The organism is Curtobacterium sp. ME26 (assembly GCF_903970945.1).
Lineage (GTDB): Bacteria > Actinomycetota > Actinomycetes > Actinomycetales > Microbacteriaceae > Curtobacterium > Curtobacterium citri.
The window spans coordinates 1-17,807 of sequence record NZ_CAJCKG010000054.1 but is presented as its reverse complement, the minus strand read 5'-3'; the positions used below and the strand labels follow the sequence as shown (position 1 = coordinate 17,807).

Below are 17,807 nucleotides of genomic sequence, written 5' to 3'. Positions count from 1 at the left end.
CCGTCCACTCCTTCCCGGCACGCCGCTCCTCCGCCCTCGTGAGCGGCCACCGCGCGCTCCTCGACGCGTTCGAGCTCGACAAGGCCCTGTACGAGGTCGTCTACGAGACCCGCAACCGACCGGACTGGGCCGGCATCCCGCTCGCCGCGGTCGCGCGGCTCGCGTCCCGCGACGCGGCGTGACCGCGCCGGCCCGCTGACCGCACCAGCACCGGCCCCTGACGGACGGGAGGCGCGTGACCAGCCGGTCACGCGCCTCCCGTCCGTCACCGGGTGCGTCGCGTCAGTGTCGCTTCAGTGTGGCTTCAGTTGACGGGCCCGGTGTACTTCTCGCCCGGACCCTTGCCCGGGGCGTCCTGGATGGTCGACGCCTCGCGGAACGCGAGCTGCACCGAGCGGAGCCCGTCGCGCAGCGGGCGGGCGTGGTGGTCGCCGATCTCGGTGGCCGCGGCGGTCACGAGCCCGGCGAGTGCCGTGATGAGCTTCCGGGCCTCGTCGAGGTCCGTCTGCTCCTGCGGGTCGTCGGCCAGGCCGACCTTGACGGCCGCCGCGCTCAGCAGGTGCACCGCCACGGTGTTGATGAGCTCGACGGCGGGGACCTCGGCGATGTCGCGTGCCTCGGCGGCGGCCGCCTCGCCGGCGACCTCCTGCGGGACGTCGTTCCCAGGGCTGTCGTTCTCGGGGGTGTCGGGCACGGTGCTCCTCTGCTAGACTCATCGGCGGCAGATACTGTCCGTGCGCTTCGACCAGCTCTCCGAGCGGGTTCCGGCAACCGGACGGCGTCGTAGAAGAGGAGTCTCTCCCACCCGCGGCCGTGCACCACAGGCTACCGGGTCCCAACCGCTCCGCCGGCGTCCGCGCCGGCTGGCCGTTCCGGACGGAACGGCGTCGGGCGGCTGCCGAACGGGTTCCAGATCCGTGCGTCAGATCTCCTCTCTCGTGCCGTCGTCCAGGGCAGATGCCCCGGACGACCACCACCTGATTGAAGGAGCTCCGCATCACCGATCCCCGTACCAACGACCGAATCCGCGTCCCTGAAGTCCGTCTCGTCGGACCGCAGGGTGAGCAGGTCGGCGTCGTCCCGATCGCCATGGCCCTGCGTCTCGCGCAGGAAGCCGAGCTGGATCTGGTCGAGGTCGCGCCGAACTCGAAGCCGCCCGTGGCCAAGATCATGGACTACGGCAAGTTCAAGTACGAGGCCGCTCAGAAGGCCAAGGAAGCACGTCGCAACCAGGTGAACACCGACCTCAAGGAGGTCCGGTTCCGCCTGAAGATCGACGTGCACGACTACGAGACCAAGCGCAAGCGTGCCGAGGGCTTCCTCCTCGGTGGCGACAAGGTGAAGGCGATGATCCTCTTCCGTGGCCGCGAGCAGTCGCGTCCGGAGCAGGGTGTCCGTCTCCTCCAGAAGTTCGCCGAGGAGATCGCCGAGTTCGGTGTCGTCGAGTCGCGTCCGACCCAGGACGGCCGCAACATGACGATGATCATCGCCCCCCTCAAGAACAAGTCCGACGTCAAGGGCGAGCAGAACGCCAAGCGTGCTGCGCAGAAGGCCGAGCGTCGCGCGACGGAGCACGCCGCGAAGGGCAAGGAGACCGACGAGTCGACCGAGTCCGCGGCCGTCGAGGCTCCGGCCGAGTAGGTCCTCCCCGGACACTCCGCGCAGCTGCCCCTCGGCGCAGCTGACCCACCCGCAACGGCGCGGCCCCCCATCCCATCCCACGGAAAGGCACCTCCATGCCCAAGCAGAAGACCCACTCCGGGTCGAAGAAGCGCTTCAAGGTCACCGGCAGCGGCAAGATCATGAAGCAGCAGGCCGGTATGCGTCACAACCTCGAGGTCAAGAGCGCCAAGCGCAAGGCCCGCCTCAACGAGGACCAGGTCCTCGCGAAGGCCGACGCGAAGAACGTCAAGAAGCTTCTCGGCCACTGAGCCGGCGGAAACGTAAAGGAACAGATCAATGGCACGTGTAAAGAGAGCGGTCAACGCCGCCAAGAAGCGCCGCGTCATCCTCGAGCGCGCCGAGGGCTACCGCGGTCAGCGTTCGCGCCTGTACCGCAAGGCGAAGGAGCAGGTCACCCACTCCCTCGTCTACGCGTACCGGGACCGTCACGCGAAGAAGGGCGAGTTCCGTCGCCTGTGGATCCAGCGCATCAACGCCGCGTCGCGCGCGAACGGCCTGACCTACAACCGCCTCATCCAGGGCCTCGGCCTGGCCGGCGTCGAGGTCGACCGTCGCATCCTCGCGGACCTCGCGGTGAACAACCCCGAGACGTTCGCAGCGCTCGTCGAGACCGCCAAGGGCGCCCTCCCGGCCGACACCTCGGCTCCGAAGGCCGCGTAGTCGTCACCGCTGCACCCGAAGCCCCCGTTCCGTTCCGGAGCGGGGGCTTCGTCGTTCCTAGACTGGTGTCGTGAGCGATCTCCTCGAGAACCCGAAGTCCGGTCGTGTCCGGGCCGTGGCCGCCCTGGCGAAGAAGGACGTCCGTGCCGACACCGGCCTGTTCCTGCTCGAGGGGCCGCAGGCGGTGCGCGAGGCGATCGCGTACCGGCCGGAGCTGCTCCGCGAGCTGTACGTCACGCCGACGGCCGCCGCGCGCTACGCGCTCGACGACGCACCGGTGGACACGTGGTTCGTCACCGAGCAGGTGCTCGACACGATGGCCGACACCGTGACGCCGCAGGGCGTGGTCGCGGTGTGCCAGCAGTTCCCGACGTCGGTGAAGGACGTCTTCCCGGACACGGTCGACGGCCTGGAGGAACGGGGCGGCCTCCCGGGGATCGTCGCGATCCTCGAGGAGGTGCGTGACCCCGGCAACGCCGGCACGATCATCCGCGCCGCGGACGCCGCCGGGGCCGACGCCGTGGTGCTGACCGGGCGCTCGGTCGACCCGTACAACCCGAAGGTGGTGCGCTCGACCACGGGCTCGCTGTTCCACGTCCCGGTGTCGGTCGGCGTGACCCTGGCGGACGCGGTCTCCCGGGCACGCGGCCTCGGGTACACGATCCTCGCGGCCGACGTCTCGGGCGACGACCTGCCGGACGTCCGTGCCGACGGGATGCTCGACGGGCCGACGGCGTGGGTGTTCGGGAACGAGGCACGCGGGCTGACGGCGGAGGACCTCGCCCTCGTCGACCGAGCCGTCAAGGTGCCGATCTACGGCAGGGCGGAGTCGATGAACCTGGCGACGGCCGCGTCGGTCTGCCTGTACGAGTCGGCGTTCGCCCACCGGACGAAGTAGTCCTGCACGGGCGGGGTCGTCCGCGTCGCCGTCCACCGTCCGATCGGTGCAGGACGGCGGTATCCCACGGGCCGGTAGGCTTGGGCCTCGTGTCAGAACACCTCGAGATCAGCGAACCGGCCGTCGCCGCCGCCGTGGACGAGGCCCTCGCCGCCGTCCGTGCCGCGACGACCGTGGCCGAGCTGAAGCAGGCCAGGACCGAGCACACCGGCGAGCAGTCCGCACTCGCGCGGATGAACGCCGCGATGCGCACCGTGCCGAAGGAGCAGAAGGCCGCGGCCGGCAAGCTCGTCGGGCAGGCCCGTGGGCAGGTGAACCAGGCGATCGCCGAGCAGGAGTCCGTCCTGGCCGAGGCCGAGGAGCGCGCCCGGCTCGAGGCCGAGCGGGTCGACGTCACGGCGCTGCCGAGCCGCAGGACCCCGGGCTCGCGCCACCCCCTGTCGGTCCTCAACGAGACCGTCGCCGACATCTTCGTCGGCATGGGGTGGGAGGTGGCGGAGGGCCCCGAGCTCGAGCACGAGTGGTTCAACTTCGACGCCCTGAACTTCGACCCGGACCACCCCGCCCGTGCGATGGCGGACACGATCTTCGTCGAACCGGTCGACCGGCACCTCGTGATGCGCACCCACACCTCGCCGGTGCAGGTCCGCTCGCTCCTGTCGCGTGACCTGCCGCTCTACGTCATCGCCCCGGGGCGGGTCTACCGCGCCGACGAGCTCGACGCGACCCACCTGCCGGTCTTCACCCAGGTCGAGGGCATCGCCATCGACAAGGGCCTGACGATGGCGCACCTGCGCGGCACGCTCGAGCACTTCGCGCGCCAGGTCTTCGGGGCCGAGGCGCAGATCCGCCTGCGCCCGAACTACTTCCCGTTCACCGAGCCGAGCGCCGAGATGGACGTCTGGCAGCCGAACGCCAAGGGCGGGGCGCGCTGGGTCGAGTGGGGCGGCTGCGGCATGGTGAACCCCAACGTCCTGCGTGCCGCCGGGATCGACCCGGACGAGTACCAGGGCTTCGCGTTCGGGATGGGCATCGAGCGGACGCTGCAGTTCCGCAACGGCCTGAACGACATGCGTGACTTCCTCGAGGGCGACGTCCGCTTCTCGCAGCAGTTCGGAACGGTGGTCTGATGCGCGTCCCACTCCGTTGGCTCGGCGAGTCCGTCGACCTGCCCGACGACGTCACCCTCGAGCACGTCCACGCGGCGCTCGTGTCGGTGGGCTTCGAGGAAGAGGCGGTCCACACCTACGACCTCACCGGCCCGATCGTCGTCGGCCGCGTGCTCGAGCGCGAGCCCGAGCCGCAGAAGAACGGCAAGACGATCAACTGGTGCCAGGTCGACGTCGGCGAGCCCGAACCGCGCGGCATCGTCTGCGGTGCGCACAACTTCGACGTGGGCGACCTCGTCGTCGTGACGCTGCCCGGCGCCGTGCTGCCCGGACCGTTCCCGATCGCAGCGCGCAAGACCTACGGCCACGTTTCCGACGGCATGATCGCCTCGGCGCGCGAGCTCGGTCTCGGTGACGAGCACGACGGCATCCTCCGCTTCGCCGACCTCGGCATGGACCCGGAGGTCGGCGCCGACGCGATCGCGCTGCTCGGCCTCGACGACGCGGCGGTGGAGATCAACGTCACGCCGGACCGCGGGTACGTGATGAGCATGCGCGGTGTGGCGCGCGAGTACGCCCACGCGACGGGCGCGAGCTTCCACGACCCCGCGGAGCGTGTCACGCCCCGCTCCGGCGAGGGCTTCCGCGTCACGATCGACGACCGGGCACCCATCCGCGGCCGCGTCGGCGCGCACACCTTCGTCACGCGCGTCGTGCGCGGCATCGACCCGACCGTGAAGACACCGGCGTGGATGGTGTCCCGCCTCTCGCTCGCGGGCGTGCGCTCCATCTCGCTCCCGGTCGACGTCACGAACTACGTGATGTTCGAGCTCGGGCAGCCCCTGCACGGCTACGACCTCGCGAAGGTCGTCGGCGGCCTCGGGGTCCGCCGCGCGACCGCGGGGGAGACCCTGGTCACCCTCGACGACACGACCCGCACGCTCGACCCCGAGGACCTCGTCATCACCGACGACGAGGGCCCGGTCGGGCTCGCCGGCGTCATGGGCGGCGCCCGCACCGAGATCTCCGGCAGCACGACGGACGTCCTCATCGAGGCGGCCGGCTTCGACCAGGTCTCGATCGCCCGGACCGCTCGTCGCCACAAGCTGCCGAGCGAGGCCTCGAAGCGCTTCGAACGCGGGGTCGACCCGCTCGTCGCCGAGGCTGCGGCGAACCGCGCCGTCGAGCTCCTCGTCGAGCTCGCGGGTGGCACGGCGGACGCCCTCGGCTCGACGCTCGTCGACACCGAGCCGCGCCCGGCCACCACGATGCGGCTCTCGCGTCCGGCCGAGCTGGTCGGCGTCGACTACACCGACGCCGAGGTCGTCGACACCCTCCGCGCGATCGGCGCGTCGGTCGAGGCGGACGGGGACCTCCTCGTCGTCACGCCGCCGTCCTGGCGCCCCGACCTCACCGACGACACCACCCTGGTCGAGGAGGTGGCACGCATCGTCGGGTACGACCGCATCCCGAGCGTGCTGCCGGTCGCCCCGCCCGGGCGTGGTCTCACGCGCCACCAGCTGGCTCGTCGTCGGGTGGCCGCCGCCCTCGCCGCGGACGGCCTCGTCGAGGTCGTCACCGCGCCGTTCGTCTCCCGAGCGACGCAGGACGCCTACCCCGGCATCGACGGCGGCCCGAGCGTCGTGCTCGCGAACGCCCTCGACAGCGAGCAGTCGCTGCTCCGTCGCAGCGGTCTGCCCGCACTCGTCGACGCCGCGCGCCGGAACGTGTCCCGTGGGCTCGTCGACGTCGCTCTGTACGAGACCTCGCGGGTGTTCCTGCCGACCACCGGCGTGGAGCTCGGCACCGAGACCGTCCCGGCGGGCGCCGCGCTGCCCGCCGCCGACACCCTGGCCGCGCTCGACGCCGCGCTCCCGCCCCAGCCGTTCCACCTCTCGGCCCTCCTCACGGGCAACCGCACGGTGAAGCAGCCGGGCGTGCAGCCGGAGCCGTACGGTGTCGCCGATGCGCTCGACGTGGCCCGCACGGTGGCGTGGGCGGTCGGCGTGGAGCTCCGCATCGCGCAGACGAGCCACCCGTCCCTGCACCCGGGGCGCGCGGCCTCGCTGCTCGTGGGCGACACCGTCGTCGGCGTCGCGGGTGAGCTCCTGCCCGTCCTCACCGAGGCCGCGGTGCTGCCGCGGGTGGTCGCCGTCGTCGAGCTCGACCTCGACGCGCTGATCGCCGCGGCACCGGACCTCGTGTCGGTCGCGCCGATCGTGTCGTACCCGGCCGCGACGCAGGACCTGTCCCTCGTGGTCGGCGTCGACGTGCCCGCGGGCGACGTCCTCGAGACCGTGCGCTCCGGCGCCGGCGAGCTGCTGGAGTATGCTCGGCTCGTGGACGACTACCGGGGCACGGGCGTGGACGAGGGACAGAAGTCCCTGACGTTCGCGCTGCGCTTCCGCGCCACGGACCGCACGCTGACCGCTGCCGAGGCCTCCGAGGCCCGTGACGGCGCCGTCCGACGTGCCGGCGAGCGATTCGGGGCGACCCTGCGCGACTGATCCACCGGATCAGCACCGCCCGGGGCCGCCGCCTCCGACTCTCTCGACGACCAGTCCGACCAAAGGTGGAACCCATGTCCGTATCCGTCGCCGTGGCGGGAGCCTCCGGCTACGCGGGCGGAGAGCTCCTGCGCGTGCTCGCCGCCCACCCGGAGTTCGACATCAGGACGGTGACCGCGCACAGCAACGCCGGTCAGCCGCTCGTCGCGACCCAGCCGCACCTGCGATCGCTGGCCCACATGACCCTGGTCGAGACGACGGCGGAGCACCTGCGCGGACACGACGTGGTCTTCCTCGCGCTGCCGCACGGGCAGTCCGGTGCGATCACGGCGGAGCTCGACGAGGACACCCTCGTCGTCGACTGCGGCGCGGACCACCGGCTGACGGACCCGGCGGCCTGGGACGCGTTCTACGGCGGCGCGTACCACGGCGCGTGGGCCTACGGCCTGCCGGAGCTGCTGCACGCCGCGCCGGCGCCCGGGACCGCGGAGGAGTGGCGGGACGTCGACGACATCGAGGGCCTCGGGCGGCAGCGCACCGAGCTCGCGGCGACGAAGCGGATCGCCGTCCCCGGGTGCAACGTCACCGCGGTGACGCTCGGCATCCAGCCCGGCGTCCAGGCCGGACTCGTCGAGACGGACGACCTCGTCGCGGTGCTGAGCGTCGGCCCGAGCGGTGCCGGCAAGAAGCTCGCGACCACGTACCTCGCATCGGAGATCATGGGATCCGCGAGCGCCTACGCGGTCGGCGGCACCCACCGGCACATCCCGGAGATCCAGCAGAACCTGGTGGCCGCCGGGGCCGGCGACGTCCGGATCTCGTTCACGCCCGTGCTGGTCCCGATGTCGCGCGGCATCCTGGCGACCACGACGGCGAGGCTGTCGCCCGGCGTGAGCGCCCGCGACGTCCGGCTCGCCTGGGAGCAGGCGTACGCCGACGAGCCGTTCGTGCACCTGCTGCCGGAGGGCGAGTTCCCGCGGACCGCGGACACCGTCGGCGCGAACACGGCGCTGGTCGGCATCGCCGTCGACGAGGCCGCCGGTCGCGTCGTCGCCGTGAGCGCCCTCGACAACCTGGCCAAGGGCACCGCCGGCGCGGCCGTGCAGTCGGCCAACATCGCCCTGGGCTTCCCCGAGACCCTCGGCCTCAGCGTGGACGGAGTCGCCCCGTGACCGACGTGACCTCGACGGACCAGGCCGGGACGGGCCTCCAGGGCGTGACCGCCGCTGCGGGCTTCCGCGCGGCCGGCGTGACCGCCGGACTCAAGGCGAGCGGGAAGCCCGACGTCGCCCTCGTCGTGAACGACGGGCCGGACGCAGCCGCAGCCGCGGTCTTCACGAGCAACCGCGCGCAGGCGCACCCGGTGATCTGGTCGCGCCAGGCAGTCGGCGACGGCGTCGCCCGGGCCGTCGTCCTCAACTCCGGTGGCGCGAACTGCTTCACCGGCCCGTTCGGGTTCCAGACCACCCACATGACCGCGGAGGCCGTCGGCGACGCACTCGGAATCGGCGCCGGCGACGTCGTCGTGTGCTCGACCGGCCTGATCGGCGTCGGTGACCAGACGTTCCGCGACGGCGTGCTCCGCGGGGTCGAACTGGCGAGTGCCGCGCTGTCGGCGGCCGGCGGCCCCGATGCCGCGACCGCGATCATGACGACGGACACGACGCCGAAGCAGTCGGTCGTCACCGAGGACGGCTGGACCGTCGGCGGGATGGCGAAGGGTGCGGGCATGCTCGCACCCGGGCTCGCCACGATGCTCGTCGTGATCACGACCGACGCCGTGCAGACCCCCAAGCAGCTCGACCAGGCGCTCCGCGCGGCGACCCGCGTCACGTTCGACCGGGTCGACTCGGACGGCTGCATGTCGACGAACGACACGGTGGTGCTGCTGTCCTCGGGCGCGAGCGGTGTGACACCGGAGGTCGGCGACTTCCAGGAGGCCCTGACCGCCGTCTGCGCGGACCTCGCCCGGCAGCTCCAGCAGGACGCCGAGGGTGCGAGCCACGACATCACCATCACGGTCACCGGCGCGGTCAGCGAGGACGAGGCCGTCACCGTCGGTCGCAGCGTGGCCCGCAACAACCTGTTCAAGGCCGCGGTGTTCGGCAACGACCCGAACTGGGGCCGGGTGCTCGCCGCGATCGGCACGACGGACGCCGAGTTCGACCCGTACGCGGTCGACGTCAGCATGAACGGGGTGCGCGTGTGCCACGCCGGTGCCCCCGACCGGCCGAGCGACGAGGTCGACCTGACCCCGCGCGACACCCACGTGCTCATCGAGCTGGGGGTAGGCACGCACGCGGCGACCATCCTCACGAACGACCTGACGCACGACTACGTCCACGAGAACAGCGCGTACTCCAGCTGATGAGCGACCTCACCAAGGAAGAAGAGCACGAGCTCGCCGCCGTCAAGGCCGCGACGCTCATCGAGTCCCTGCCGTGGTTGAAGCGGTTCACGGGCAAGACCGTGGTCGTCAAGTTCGGCGGCAACGCGATGGTGAACGACGACCTCAAGCGGGCGTTCGCCGAGGACATGGTCTACCTGCGCTACGCCGGTCTGCACCCGGTCGTCGTGCACGGCGGCGGTCCGCAGATCTCGGCGGCGCTCAAGGAGCAGGGCATCGAGTCCGAGTTCCGCGGCGGCTACCGGGTCACGACGACCGAGGCGATCACGGTGGTCCGTGACGTCCTGGCCGGCGAGGTCAACCGCGAGATCGTCGACCTGGTCAACGAGCACGGCGACGGTCTGGCCGTCGGGGTCTCCGGTGACGGCGGCTCGCTGTTCACCGGCGAGAAGAAGGGCGTCGTCGTCGACGGCGAGCACTTCGACCTCGGGCACGTCGGCGACATCACGCACGTCGACCCCTCGGGGGTCCTCGCCGCGATCGCTGCCGGTCGGATCCCGATCGTCTCGAGCATCGCGATCGACGACGCCCACCCGGACCAGGCGCTCAACGTCAACGCCGACGCGGCCGCGGGTGCCCTGGCGATCGCGCTGGGCGCCGCCAAGCTCCTCATGCTGACCGACGTCCCCGGGCTCTACCGCAACTGGCCGGACCGCGACTCGATCATCGACCTCATCGCGGTCGAGGAGCTGCGCGAGCTGCTCCCGACCCTCGAGTCCGGGATGATCCCGAAGATGACCGCGTGCCTCGACGCCGTGGTCGGCGGGGTCGGCGGCGCGACCATCATCGACGGCCGGATCCCGCACTCGATCCTGCTCGAGGTCTTCACCCTCCGGGGTGCGGGCACCGAGGTGATCCCGGACCCGAGCCGTCGCACGGAGAACCAGAACACCCACGCCGAGGTCGGACGCCGTGTCCCGGAGTCCGCAGCAGACCCGGGCCGGCACACCGCCGACACCACGAGCACCACGCAGAAGGGGAACGAGCAGTGAGCACCGAGACGCAGACCCAGACCTGGAACGACCGGTTCGGGGCGTCGCTCATGCGATCCCTGACACCGCCGAAGATCATGCTCGACCACGGCAAGGGGTGCCGCGTGTGGGACGTCGAGGGCAACGAGTACCTCGACTTCCTCGCCGGCATCGCCGTGAACTCGCTCGGCCACGCGCACCCGGCGCTCGTCGACGCCGTCGCGGACCAGGCCGCGAAGCTCGTCCACGTGTCGAACTACTTCGCGACACCGCCGCAGCTCGAGCTCGCCGAGCGGCTCAAGCGGATCACCGGGGCCGGTGCGGCCGGCCGCGTGTACTTCGGCAACTCGGGCGCCGAGGCGAACGAGGCGGCCTTCAAGCTCGCCCGTCTGAACAAGGGCGCCGACGGCCGCAAGACCCGCATCCTCGCGCTCAAGCAGGGCTTCCACGGCCGGACGATGGGCGCGCTCGCGCTCACCGGCAAGCCCGCGCTGCAGGAGGACTTCCTGCCGATGGTCCCCGGCGTCGAGCACATCGACTCGACGGTCGAGGCGCTCGAGGCCGCGATCGACGACACCGTCGCCGCGCTCATCGTCGAGCCGATCAAGGGCGAGGCCGGCGTCGTCGACCTGCCCGAGGGCTTCCTGCAGACCGCCCGACGGCTCACGGAGGAACACGGCGCGCTGTTCATCCTCGACGAGATCCAGACCGGTGTCGGTCGGACCGGCAACTGGTTCACGTTCCAGGGGCACGGCTTCACCCCCGACGCCGTCACGATCGCGAAGGGCATCGCCGGCGGCTTCCCGATCGGGGCACTCGTCACGTTCGGGTGGGCGTCGGAGCTGTTCTCGGCCGGGCAGCACGGATCGACGTTCGGTGGCAACCCGCTCGGCACCCGCGTCGCGAACGCGGTCCTCGAGGAGATCGAGCGCGCCGACCTCGTCGCCGGAGCGGCGACGAAGGGCGAGCGCATCCGTGCCGGCATCGCGGGGCTGGGATCGCCGCTGGTGCAGGAGGTGCGCGGCACGGGCCTGCTCGTGGGCGTCGGGCTCACCGCACCCGTCGGGCCCGCCGTCAACGCCGCCGCCCTCGGGCGCGGTCTCATCATCAACGCCCCGAACGAGTCGAGCCTGCGCATCGCGCCGCCGCTCATCGTGTCCGACGACGAGATCGACGAGTTCGTGTCGATCCTCGGCGAGAGCCTGGCCGCCGTGGCCGCCGAGCAGGGCACCCCCACCCAGGAGACCTCCGCATGACCCGCCACTTCCTCCGCGACGACGACCTCACCCAGGCCGAGCAGTCCGCGATCCTCGACCTGGCCGCGCAGGTGAAGGCCGACCGCTGGGGCGAGCAGCCCCTCGCCGGACCGCAGACCGTCGCGGTGATCTTCGACAAGTCGTCGACCCGTACCCGGGTGTCCTTCCACGTCGGCATCTCCGACCTCGGCGGCAGCCCGCTCGTCATCACGACGGCGAACAGCCAGCTCGGCGGCAAGGAGACCCCGTCCGACACCGCCCGCGTGCTCGAGCGCATGGTGTCGGCGATCGTCTGGCGCACCTACGCGCAGTCCGGGCTCGAGGAGATGGCCGCCGGCACGCGGGTCCCCGTCGTCAACGCGCTGTCCGACGACTTCCACCCCTGCCAGCTCCTCGCCGACCTGCTCACCATCCGCGAGCACCGCGGGACCCTGGCCGGCCAGACCGTCGCCTTCATCGGCGACGGTGCCAGCAACATGGCGCAGTCCTACCTGCTCGCCGGCGCGACGGCGGGCATGCACGTACGCGTGGCCGCTCCGGCGGCGTTCAGCCCGGACAGCCGGGTCGTCGCCGACGCCGAGCGTCGTGCCGCCGAGACGGGCGGCTCGGTCCTCGTCGTGACCGACCCGGTCGCGGCGGTCGCCGGAGCGGACGTCGTCGTCACCGACACGTGGGTGTCGATGGGCAAGGAGGACGAGAAGCAGTCGCGGCTCGACACCTTCGCCGGCTACCGCGTGGACGACGAGCTGATGGGCCACGCGGCGGCCGACGCGGTCTTCATGCACTGCCTGCCCGCCGACCGCGGGTACGAGGTCACAGCCGAGGTGATCGACGGACCGCGCAGCATCATCTGGGACGAGGCGGAGAACCGACTGCACGCGCAGAAGGCCCTGCTCGCCTGGCTCCTCGCGGCGAACGCCACGGGTGCGCCCGCGGCACCCGCCCCGCTCGCCGTCTGAGCGGACCGGGGACCCGACCGTGACCGACCGCATCGTGGTGGCCTGCTCCGCCGGCGTCGACCCGTCTGCCGCCGTCCGGCAGTTCGGTGTCGACCACGAGGTCCTGGCCCTCGTGGTCGACGTCGGCGGGCGGTCGCGCGAGGTCGACGCCGTCCGCCACCGTGCCCGCACGGCGGGTGCGGTGGACGCCATCGTCGTCGACGCCAAGGCCGAGTTCGCGGAGCAGTACGTCGTCGCGGCGGTCCGTGCGAACGCGGGTGACGGCGACCGGGTGCTCGTACCGGCACTCCGCCGCCCCCTCGTCGCGACCCACCTGGTACGCACCGCCCGGCAGCTCGGCGCGACCGCGGTCGCCCACGCCACCGTCGCCCCGGACGAGGTGGCCCTGGCCGCCGCGGTCGGCGGGCTCGACCCCGATCTCGACGTCGTCGCCGTGCCGACGAGCGCCGTCCCGTCCTCGGGGACCGAGCAGGACCTGTGGGGCCGACTCGTCACGACGTCGGCGGCGGACGACCCCTGGTCCGGTGCCGAAGCGGACGACTGGACGCGGTCGCAGGACCCGACCGACGCCCCCGACCCCGACGAGGTCGTGGTCACGTTCGAGCACGGTGTCCCGGTCGCCCTCGACGGCCAGCGCTTCCCGGTCCTGCGGCTGCTGCTCGAACTCGACGCCCTCGCCGGTCGGCACGGCGTCGGACGGCACGACGGGATCGACGACCTGCTCGACGGGCGGAAGGTCCGTCGCCTGGCGGAGAGCCCCGCCGCCACCACGCTCGTCGCCGCGCACCGCGACCTCGAGCGGCTCACCCTCGAGCGGGACGTGCTCCGCTGCAAGCGGTCCGTCGACCAGGAGTGGGCCGACCTCGTGCACGACGGGCGGTGGGGGAGCGGTCTCCGTCGCGCGCTCGACGCCTTCGTCGAGCAGTCCCAGGAGCACGTCTCCGGCGACGTCCGGCTCCGGCTCCACGGCGGGACCGCGACCGTGGTCGGGCGCCGGTCGGGCCAGAGCCTCTACGACTACGAACTCGCCGCCGCTCCGTCGGACGAGCCCGTGACCCTCGCCGCGGCGTGGGCCCGACCCGCCCGGATCGCCGCCCGGCGTGACCGCGCGAACTGACCGGGCTCCGAGACGACCGCCGCCAGCAGCACCCGCCACTCGACAGCCCGCGCCGATGCACCCGAACCGACCGACCCCGACACCACCACCAGGCAGGACGACATGACCGACGCGAACCAGCCCGCCAAGACCGACGCCACGAACACCGGCGCCCTCTGGGGTGGGCGCTTCGCCGACGGCCCCAGCGCCGAGCTGGCCGCGCTGTCCCGGTCGACGCACTTCGACTGGCAGCTCGCCCCGTACGACATCGCCGGATCGCGTGCGCACGCCCGGGCGCTGCACACGGCCGGGTACCTGACCGCGGACGAGCTCGACCGCATGCTCGGCGGCCTCGACCGGCTCGAGACCGCCCACGCCGACGGTTCGCTGCTCCCCGACGACGGCGACGAGGACGTCCACGGCGCCCTCGAACGCCTGCTCATCGCGGACCTCGGCTCCGAGCTCGGCGGCAAGCTCCGGGCGGGACGGAGCCGCAACGACCAGATCGCGACGCTCGGCCGCATGCACATGCTCGACCACGGTCGCCACGTCGGGCGGCTCGTCATCGACCTCGTCGACGCGATCTCCCAGCAGGCGAGCGAGCACCCGGCCGCGATCATGCCGGGCCGGACGCACCTGCAGCACGCCCAGCCCGTGCTCCTCGCGCACCACCTGCTCGCGCACGCGTGGCCGCTCGTCCGCGACCTCGAGCGGCTCCGCGACTGGGCCGACCGCGCGAGCGTCAGCCCGTACGGCGCCGGTGCCCTCGCGGGCAGCTCGCTGGGGCTCGACCCGACGGCGATCGCCCACGAACTCGGCTTCGCCCGGCCGGCCGACAACTCGATCGACGCCACCGCAGCCCGTGACGTCGTGGCCGAGTTCGCGTTCGTGCTGGCACAGGTCGGGATCGACGTGTCCCGCCTCGCCGAGGAGGTCATCCTCTGGAACACGAAGGAGTTCGGCTTCGTCCGCCTCCACGACGCGTTCTCGACCGGTTCGAGCATCATGCCGCAGAAGAAGAACCCCGACATCGCCGAGCTCGCCCGGGGCAAGTCCGGGCGTCTCGTCGGGAACCTCACGGGGCTCCTCACGACGCTGAAGGGGCTCCCGCTCGCGTACAACCGCGACCTCCAGGAGGACAAGGAGCCCGTCTTCGACTCGGTCGCACAGCTCGAGGTCCTGCTGCCCGCGTTCACCGGCATGGTCGCGACGCTGTCCTTCGACACCGACCGGATGGCCGAGCTCGCGCCGCAGGGCTTCTCGCTCGCCACCGACGTCGCCGAGTGGCTCGTCCGCCAGGGCGTGCCCTTCCGCGACGCGCACGAGATCTCGGGTGCGCTCGTCCGGCACTGCGAGGAACGCGGCATCGAGCTCGACGAGCCGACCGACGCCGAGTACCGCTCGGTGTCGGAGCACCTGACCCCCGAGGTCCGCGGTGTCCTGACGATCGAGGGCAGCGTCGCGTCCCGCGCCGGCGTCGGCGGCACTGCGCCCGACCGCGTCGCCGAGCAGCTCGCGTCCCTGACCCGTCGGGTGCACGACCTGGCCGCGGGGGCGCCCTTCACCCGATGACGTCCCCGCTCCGCGCGCTGCTCGAGCTGCCGGCACCGACCTCGGCGCCGGCCCTCCTCGGCGCGACGATCTCGGGTCGGGGCGTCACCCTCCGGATCACCGAGGTCGAGGCCTACTGGGGTCCGACCGACCCCGGCTCCCACGGGCACCGCGGCACGACCGAGCGGAACCGGCACCTGTTCGGTGCGCCCGGCACGCTGTACGCCTACCGCTCCTACGGGATCCACACGTGCGTCAACGTGGTCAGCGGCCCCGAGGGCACGTCGTCCGGGTCGCTCCTCCGGGCCGCGGAGGTCGTCGACGGCGTCGCGACCGCTCGGGCGCGCCGGGGCGACCGGCCTGCCGACGTCGCGCTCGCACGCGGTCCCGGCAACCTCGGGACCGCGCTCGGCGCGGTCCTCGGCACGGATGACGGCACGTCGGTGCTCGACGGGTCCGGTCCCTTCGTGCTCACCCTGGCACCCGGCCTGGAGGCGCGCATCACCGAGCACGGACCCGCTGCGGTCGCCGACGCGCTCCTGTCCGGACCGTCGGGGCCGGCCGACGGGCTCGGCCCGCGCATCGCGCGGGGACCGCGCACCGGCGTCGGCGGCATCGCCGGCGGCGTGTCGTTCCCCTGGCGCTTCTGGCTGGCGGGCGACCCGACGGTCTCGACCTACCGGCGTCACAAGGGTGCGGTCGACCGGTGAACCGGCACCGCGCCTCCCGGCCGGATCCCGGTGCGCCGCCGCACGCCGCTACGATCGTCGTGTGTCCAGCGCAACCGATCACGACGTCCTGACACGCCAGCGGAACGACCCCACCTTCGCCTCGGTGTGGGACGAACTGCGCTGGCGCGGTCTGGTGCACGTCTCCACCGACGAGACGGCGCTCAAGGAGGCCCTCGACGGCGAGCCGGTCACCTACTACTGCGGCTTCGACCCGACGGCCCCGTCCCTGCACTGCGGCAACCTGCTCCAGCTGCTCACGATGCGTCGGCTGCAGCTGGCCGGGCACAAGCCGCTCGCGCTCGTCGGCGGATCCACCGGGCTCATCGGTGACCCGCGCCCGACGGCCGAGCGCACCCTGAACACCCCGGAGACGGTGGCCGAGTGGGTCAGCCGGCTGCAGGCCCAGGTGTCACGCTTCCTCAGCCCGGAGGGCGACAACGGGGTGCGGCTGGTGAACAACCTCGACTGGACGTCGCCGCTGTCCGCGATCGACTTCCTCCGCGACATCGGCAAGTACTTCCGCGTCGGCACGATGCTGAAGAAGGACGCGGTCGCGGCGCGCCTGAACTCGGACGCGGGCATCAGCTACACCGAGTTCAGCTACCAGATCCTGCAGGGACTCGACTACCGCGAGCTCTTCCGGCAGTACGGCTGCACGCTGCAGACCGGTGGATCCGACCAGTGGGGCAACCTGACCTCGGGCACGGAGCTGATCCGACGCTCCGAGGGTGCATCGGTGCACGCGATCGGGACGCCCCTCATCACGAACTCGGACGGCACGAAGTTCGGCAAGAGCGAGGGCAACGCCATCTGGCTCGACCCGGAGATGACGTCCCCGTACGCCTTCTACCAGTTCTGGCTCAACACCTCGGACGCCGACGTGATCGCCCGGCTGCGGGAGTTCACCTTCCTGTCCCGCGAGGAGATCGAGCGGCTCGAGCGTGCCGTGGCCGAGGAACCCTTCCGTCGCGAGGCCCAGCGGACCCTGGCCCACGACGTGACCGCGACCGTGCACGGCGCGGCCGCCACCCGCGCGGCGATCGACGCCGCGGCCGCGCTGTTCGGCAACGGCGACCTCGGTGCCCTCGACGCCGACACCCTCCGGTCCGCCATCGCCGAGCTGCCCGGATCGGTGAGCCTCGGGGGGGATGCCGACGTCGCTCGTGCACTCGTCGAGACCGGACTCGTGAAGTCGCTGGGCGAGGCCCGGCGCGCAGTCGACCAGGGCGGGGTCTCCGTGAACAACGTCCGCGTCGAGGAAGGCACCGCGCTGCTCGCCGACCTCGCGCTCCCCGGTGGCATCGTGGTGCTCCGACGCGGGAAGAAGACCCTCGCCGGCGTCACCCTGGTCTGACACCGGATCCCGCACACCACTCGTGCCCGCTCGCCCGTCCCCGGGGGAGCGGGCACGAGTCGTTCTCCGCCGTGTTGCACAACGCGACACGCCCGGGAGGCGGGGCAGTTGGCGCTCCCCGGGATCGCTGCGTAGAGTTCTTACTCGTCACCCCAAAGGTGCGGCGGAGCGGCTGGAGCGAAAGCCCAGAGCACGCCGGCCCTCAAGCGGGACCATCCTCCACCGGAGTTCAGATCAGGCCTTGTGCTCGATCGCTTCGACGCTTAGGATGACTACTCCACCGGCCCTCTCCCCTCGGGATGAGCCACAGGACCTCGGTCCGACGCGTTGCCGGTGGTAGCCAAGAACGAATGCCCCTCTGGCGGAGCTCCTGATGGAGCCGAGTGGGGGGTGCGTCTGGTCCTTGAGAACTCAACAGCGTGCACATTGTCAATGCCAATTTATTGACCCCGTTGCCTTCACTTGTGGAGGTACGGAGACAATTCCTTTTGGATTGAATTGATTGTCAGTAGACAGTCTTTACAGTCAGTTTCAACTCGGTTCGACGCTTTCGGGTGTCGGATCTGTAATTTTTTTACGGAGAGTTTGATCCTGGCTCAGGACGAACGCTGGCGGCGTGCTTAAC

16 protein-coding genes and 1 pseudogene are annotated in these 17,807 nt (G+C 71.8%); 16 read left to right on the top strand and 1 reads right to left on the bottom strand.

Annotation, left to right across the window (positions count from 1 at the left end; genetic code table 11):
* A pseudogene (locus tag H7A69_RS15060) lies at positions 1–182 on the top strand (hypothetical protein); the annotation flags it as partial.
* 122 nt (positions 183–304) lie between these two features.
* Here the strand turns inward: H7A69_RS15060 and H7A69_RS15055 are convergent.
* A complete protein-coding gene (locus H7A69_RS15055) occupies positions 305–607 on the bottom strand; it encodes a DUF1844 domain-containing protein (RefSeq protein WP_182047762.1) in 303 nt (100 codons plus the stop codon).
* Positions 608–981: 374 nt separating this feature from the next.
* On the opposite strand from H7A69_RS15055, the gene infC reads away from it, so the two are divergent.
* The 15 genes from infC (at position 982) to tyrS (ending at position 17,182) form a co-directional block, all read left to right on the top strand.
* Complete coding sequence (gene infC / locus H7A69_RS15050) at positions 982–1,641, top strand: translation initiation factor IF-3 (RefSeq protein WP_182047761.1); 660 nt, start codon at positions 982–984, stop codon at positions 1,639–1,641.
* 95 nt (positions 1,642–1,736) lie between these two features.
* Complete coding sequence (gene rpmI, locus H7A69_RS15045; protein ID WP_022903519.1) at positions 1,737–1,931, top strand: 50S ribosomal protein L35; 195 nt, start codon at positions 1,737–1,739, stop codon at positions 1,929–1,931.
* A 28-nt stretch (positions 1,932–1,959) separates the two neighbouring features.
* On the top strand, positions 1,960–2,343 hold the full coding sequence (gene rplT / locus H7A69_RS15040; RefSeq protein WP_069711283.1) for a 50S ribosomal protein L20: 384 nt from the start codon (positions 1,960–1,962) through the stop codon (positions 2,341–2,343).
* Between the two features lie 70 nt (positions 2,344–2,413).
* Positions 2,414–3,241: a TrmH family RNA methyltransferase gene (locus H7A69_RS15035; RefSeq protein WP_182047759.1), complete on the top strand. Its 828-nt coding sequence runs from the start codon at positions 2,414–2,416 to the stop codon at positions 3,239–3,241.
* A gap of 89 nt (positions 3,242–3,330) precedes the next feature.
* Entirely contained in the window at positions 3,331–4,371 is a 1,041-nt protein-coding gene (gene pheS / locus H7A69_RS15030) for a phenylalanine--tRNA ligase subunit alpha (protein WP_069711448.1), read from the top strand.
* Positions 4,371–6,857, top strand: coding sequence for a phenylalanine--tRNA ligase subunit beta (pheT, locus tag H7A69_RS15025; protein WP_182047757.1), 2,487 nt, complete (start codon positions 4,371–4,373; stop codon positions 6,855–6,857). The genes pheS and pheT overlap by 1 nt, the downstream gene beginning before the upstream one ends.
* 74 nt (positions 6,858–6,931) lie before the next feature.
* Positions 6,932–8,029: an N-acetyl-gamma-glutamyl-phosphate reductase gene (locus H7A69_RS15020; protein WP_182047755.1), complete on the top strand. Its 1,098-nt coding sequence runs from the start codon at positions 6,932–6,934 to the stop codon at positions 8,027–8,029.
* A complete protein-coding gene (gene argJ, locus H7A69_RS15015) occupies positions 8,026–9,225 on the top strand; it encodes a bifunctional glutamate N-acetyltransferase/amino-acid acetyltransferase ArgJ (protein WP_182047753.1) in 1,200 nt (399 codons plus the stop codon). The genes H7A69_RS15020 and argJ overlap by 4 nt, the downstream gene beginning before the upstream one ends.
* Complete coding sequence (gene argB, locus H7A69_RS15010) at positions 9,225–10,256, top strand: acetylglutamate kinase (RefSeq protein ID WP_182047751.1); 1,032 nt, start codon at positions 9,225–9,227, stop codon at positions 10,254–10,256. The genes argJ and argB overlap by 1 nt, the downstream gene beginning before the upstream one ends.
* Positions 10,253–11,491 carry an acetylornithine transaminase gene (locus H7A69_RS15005; RefSeq protein ID WP_182047749.1) on the top strand — a complete coding sequence of 413 codons (1,239 nt, stop codon included), beginning with the start codon at positions 10,253–10,255 and terminating at the stop codon, positions 11,489–11,491. The genes argB and H7A69_RS15005 overlap by 4 nt, the downstream gene beginning before the upstream one ends.
* The gene (argF, locus tag H7A69_RS15000; RefSeq protein ID WP_182047747.1) at positions 11,488–12,450 is read left to right on the top strand and encodes an ornithine carbamoyltransferase; all 963 of its coding nucleotides are present in this window, start codon (positions 11,488–11,490) and stop codon (positions 12,448–12,450) included. Before H7A69_RS15005 ends, argF begins: the two co-directional genes overlap by 4 nt.
* Before the next feature lie 19 nt (positions 12,451–12,469).
* A complete protein-coding gene (locus H7A69_RS14995; protein WP_182047745.1) occupies positions 12,470–13,567 on the top strand; it encodes an argininosuccinate synthase domain-containing protein in 1,098 nt (365 codons plus the stop codon).
* A gap of 102 nt (positions 13,568–13,669) precedes the next feature.
* Positions 13,670–15,118: an argininosuccinate lyase gene (argH, locus tag H7A69_RS14990; protein ID WP_182047743.1), complete on the top strand. Its 1,449-nt coding sequence runs from the start codon at positions 13,670–13,672 to the stop codon at positions 15,116–15,118.
* A complete protein-coding gene (locus H7A69_RS14985; protein ID WP_182047736.1) occupies positions 15,115–15,807 on the top strand; it encodes a DNA-3-methyladenine glycosylase in 693 nt (230 codons plus the stop codon). Before argH ends, H7A69_RS14985 begins: the two co-directional genes overlap by 4 nt.
* 61 nt (positions 15,808–15,868) lie before the next feature.
* Complete coding sequence (gene tyrS, locus H7A69_RS14980; protein WP_182047734.1) at positions 15,869–17,182, top strand: tyrosine--tRNA ligase; 1,314 nt, start codon at positions 15,869–15,871, stop codon at positions 17,180–17,182.
* Positions 17,183–17,807 lie beyond the last annotated feature (625 nt).

What these genes read in the sequence shown, in the direction of transcription:
- rpmI (WP_022903519.1), top strand. Translation starts at nt 1,737, where the DNA reads ATGCCCAAGCAGAAGACCCACTCCGGGTCGAAGAAGCGCTTCAAGGTC.
- rplT (WP_069711283.1), top strand. Translation starts at nt 1,960, where the DNA reads ATGGCACGTGTAAAGAGAGCGGTCAACGCCGCCAAGAAGCGCCGCGTC.
- pheT (WP_182047757.1), top strand. Translation starts at nt 4,371, where the DNA reads ATGCGCGTCCCACTCCGTTGGCTCGGCGAGTCCGTCGACCTGCCCGAC.
- H7A69_RS15020 (WP_182047755.1), top strand. Translation starts at nt 6,932, where the DNA reads ATGTCCGTATCCGTCGCCGTGGCGGGAGCCTCCGGCTACGCGGGCGGA.
- argB (WP_182047751.1), top strand. Translation starts at nt 9,225, where the DNA reads ATGAGCGACCTCACCAAGGAAGAAGAGCACGAGCTCGCCGCCGTCAAG.
- argF (WP_182047747.1), top strand. Translation starts at nt 11,488, where the DNA reads ATGACCCGCCACTTCCTCCGCGACGACGACCTCACCCAGGCCGAGCAG.
- argH (WP_182047743.1), top strand. Translation starts at nt 13,670, where the DNA reads ATGACCGACGCGAACCAGCCCGCCAAGACCGACGCCACGAACACCGGC.
- H7A69_RS14985 (WP_182047736.1), top strand. Translation starts at nt 15,115, where the DNA reads ATGACGTCCCCGCTCCGCGCGCTGCTCGAGCTGCCGGCACCGACCTCG.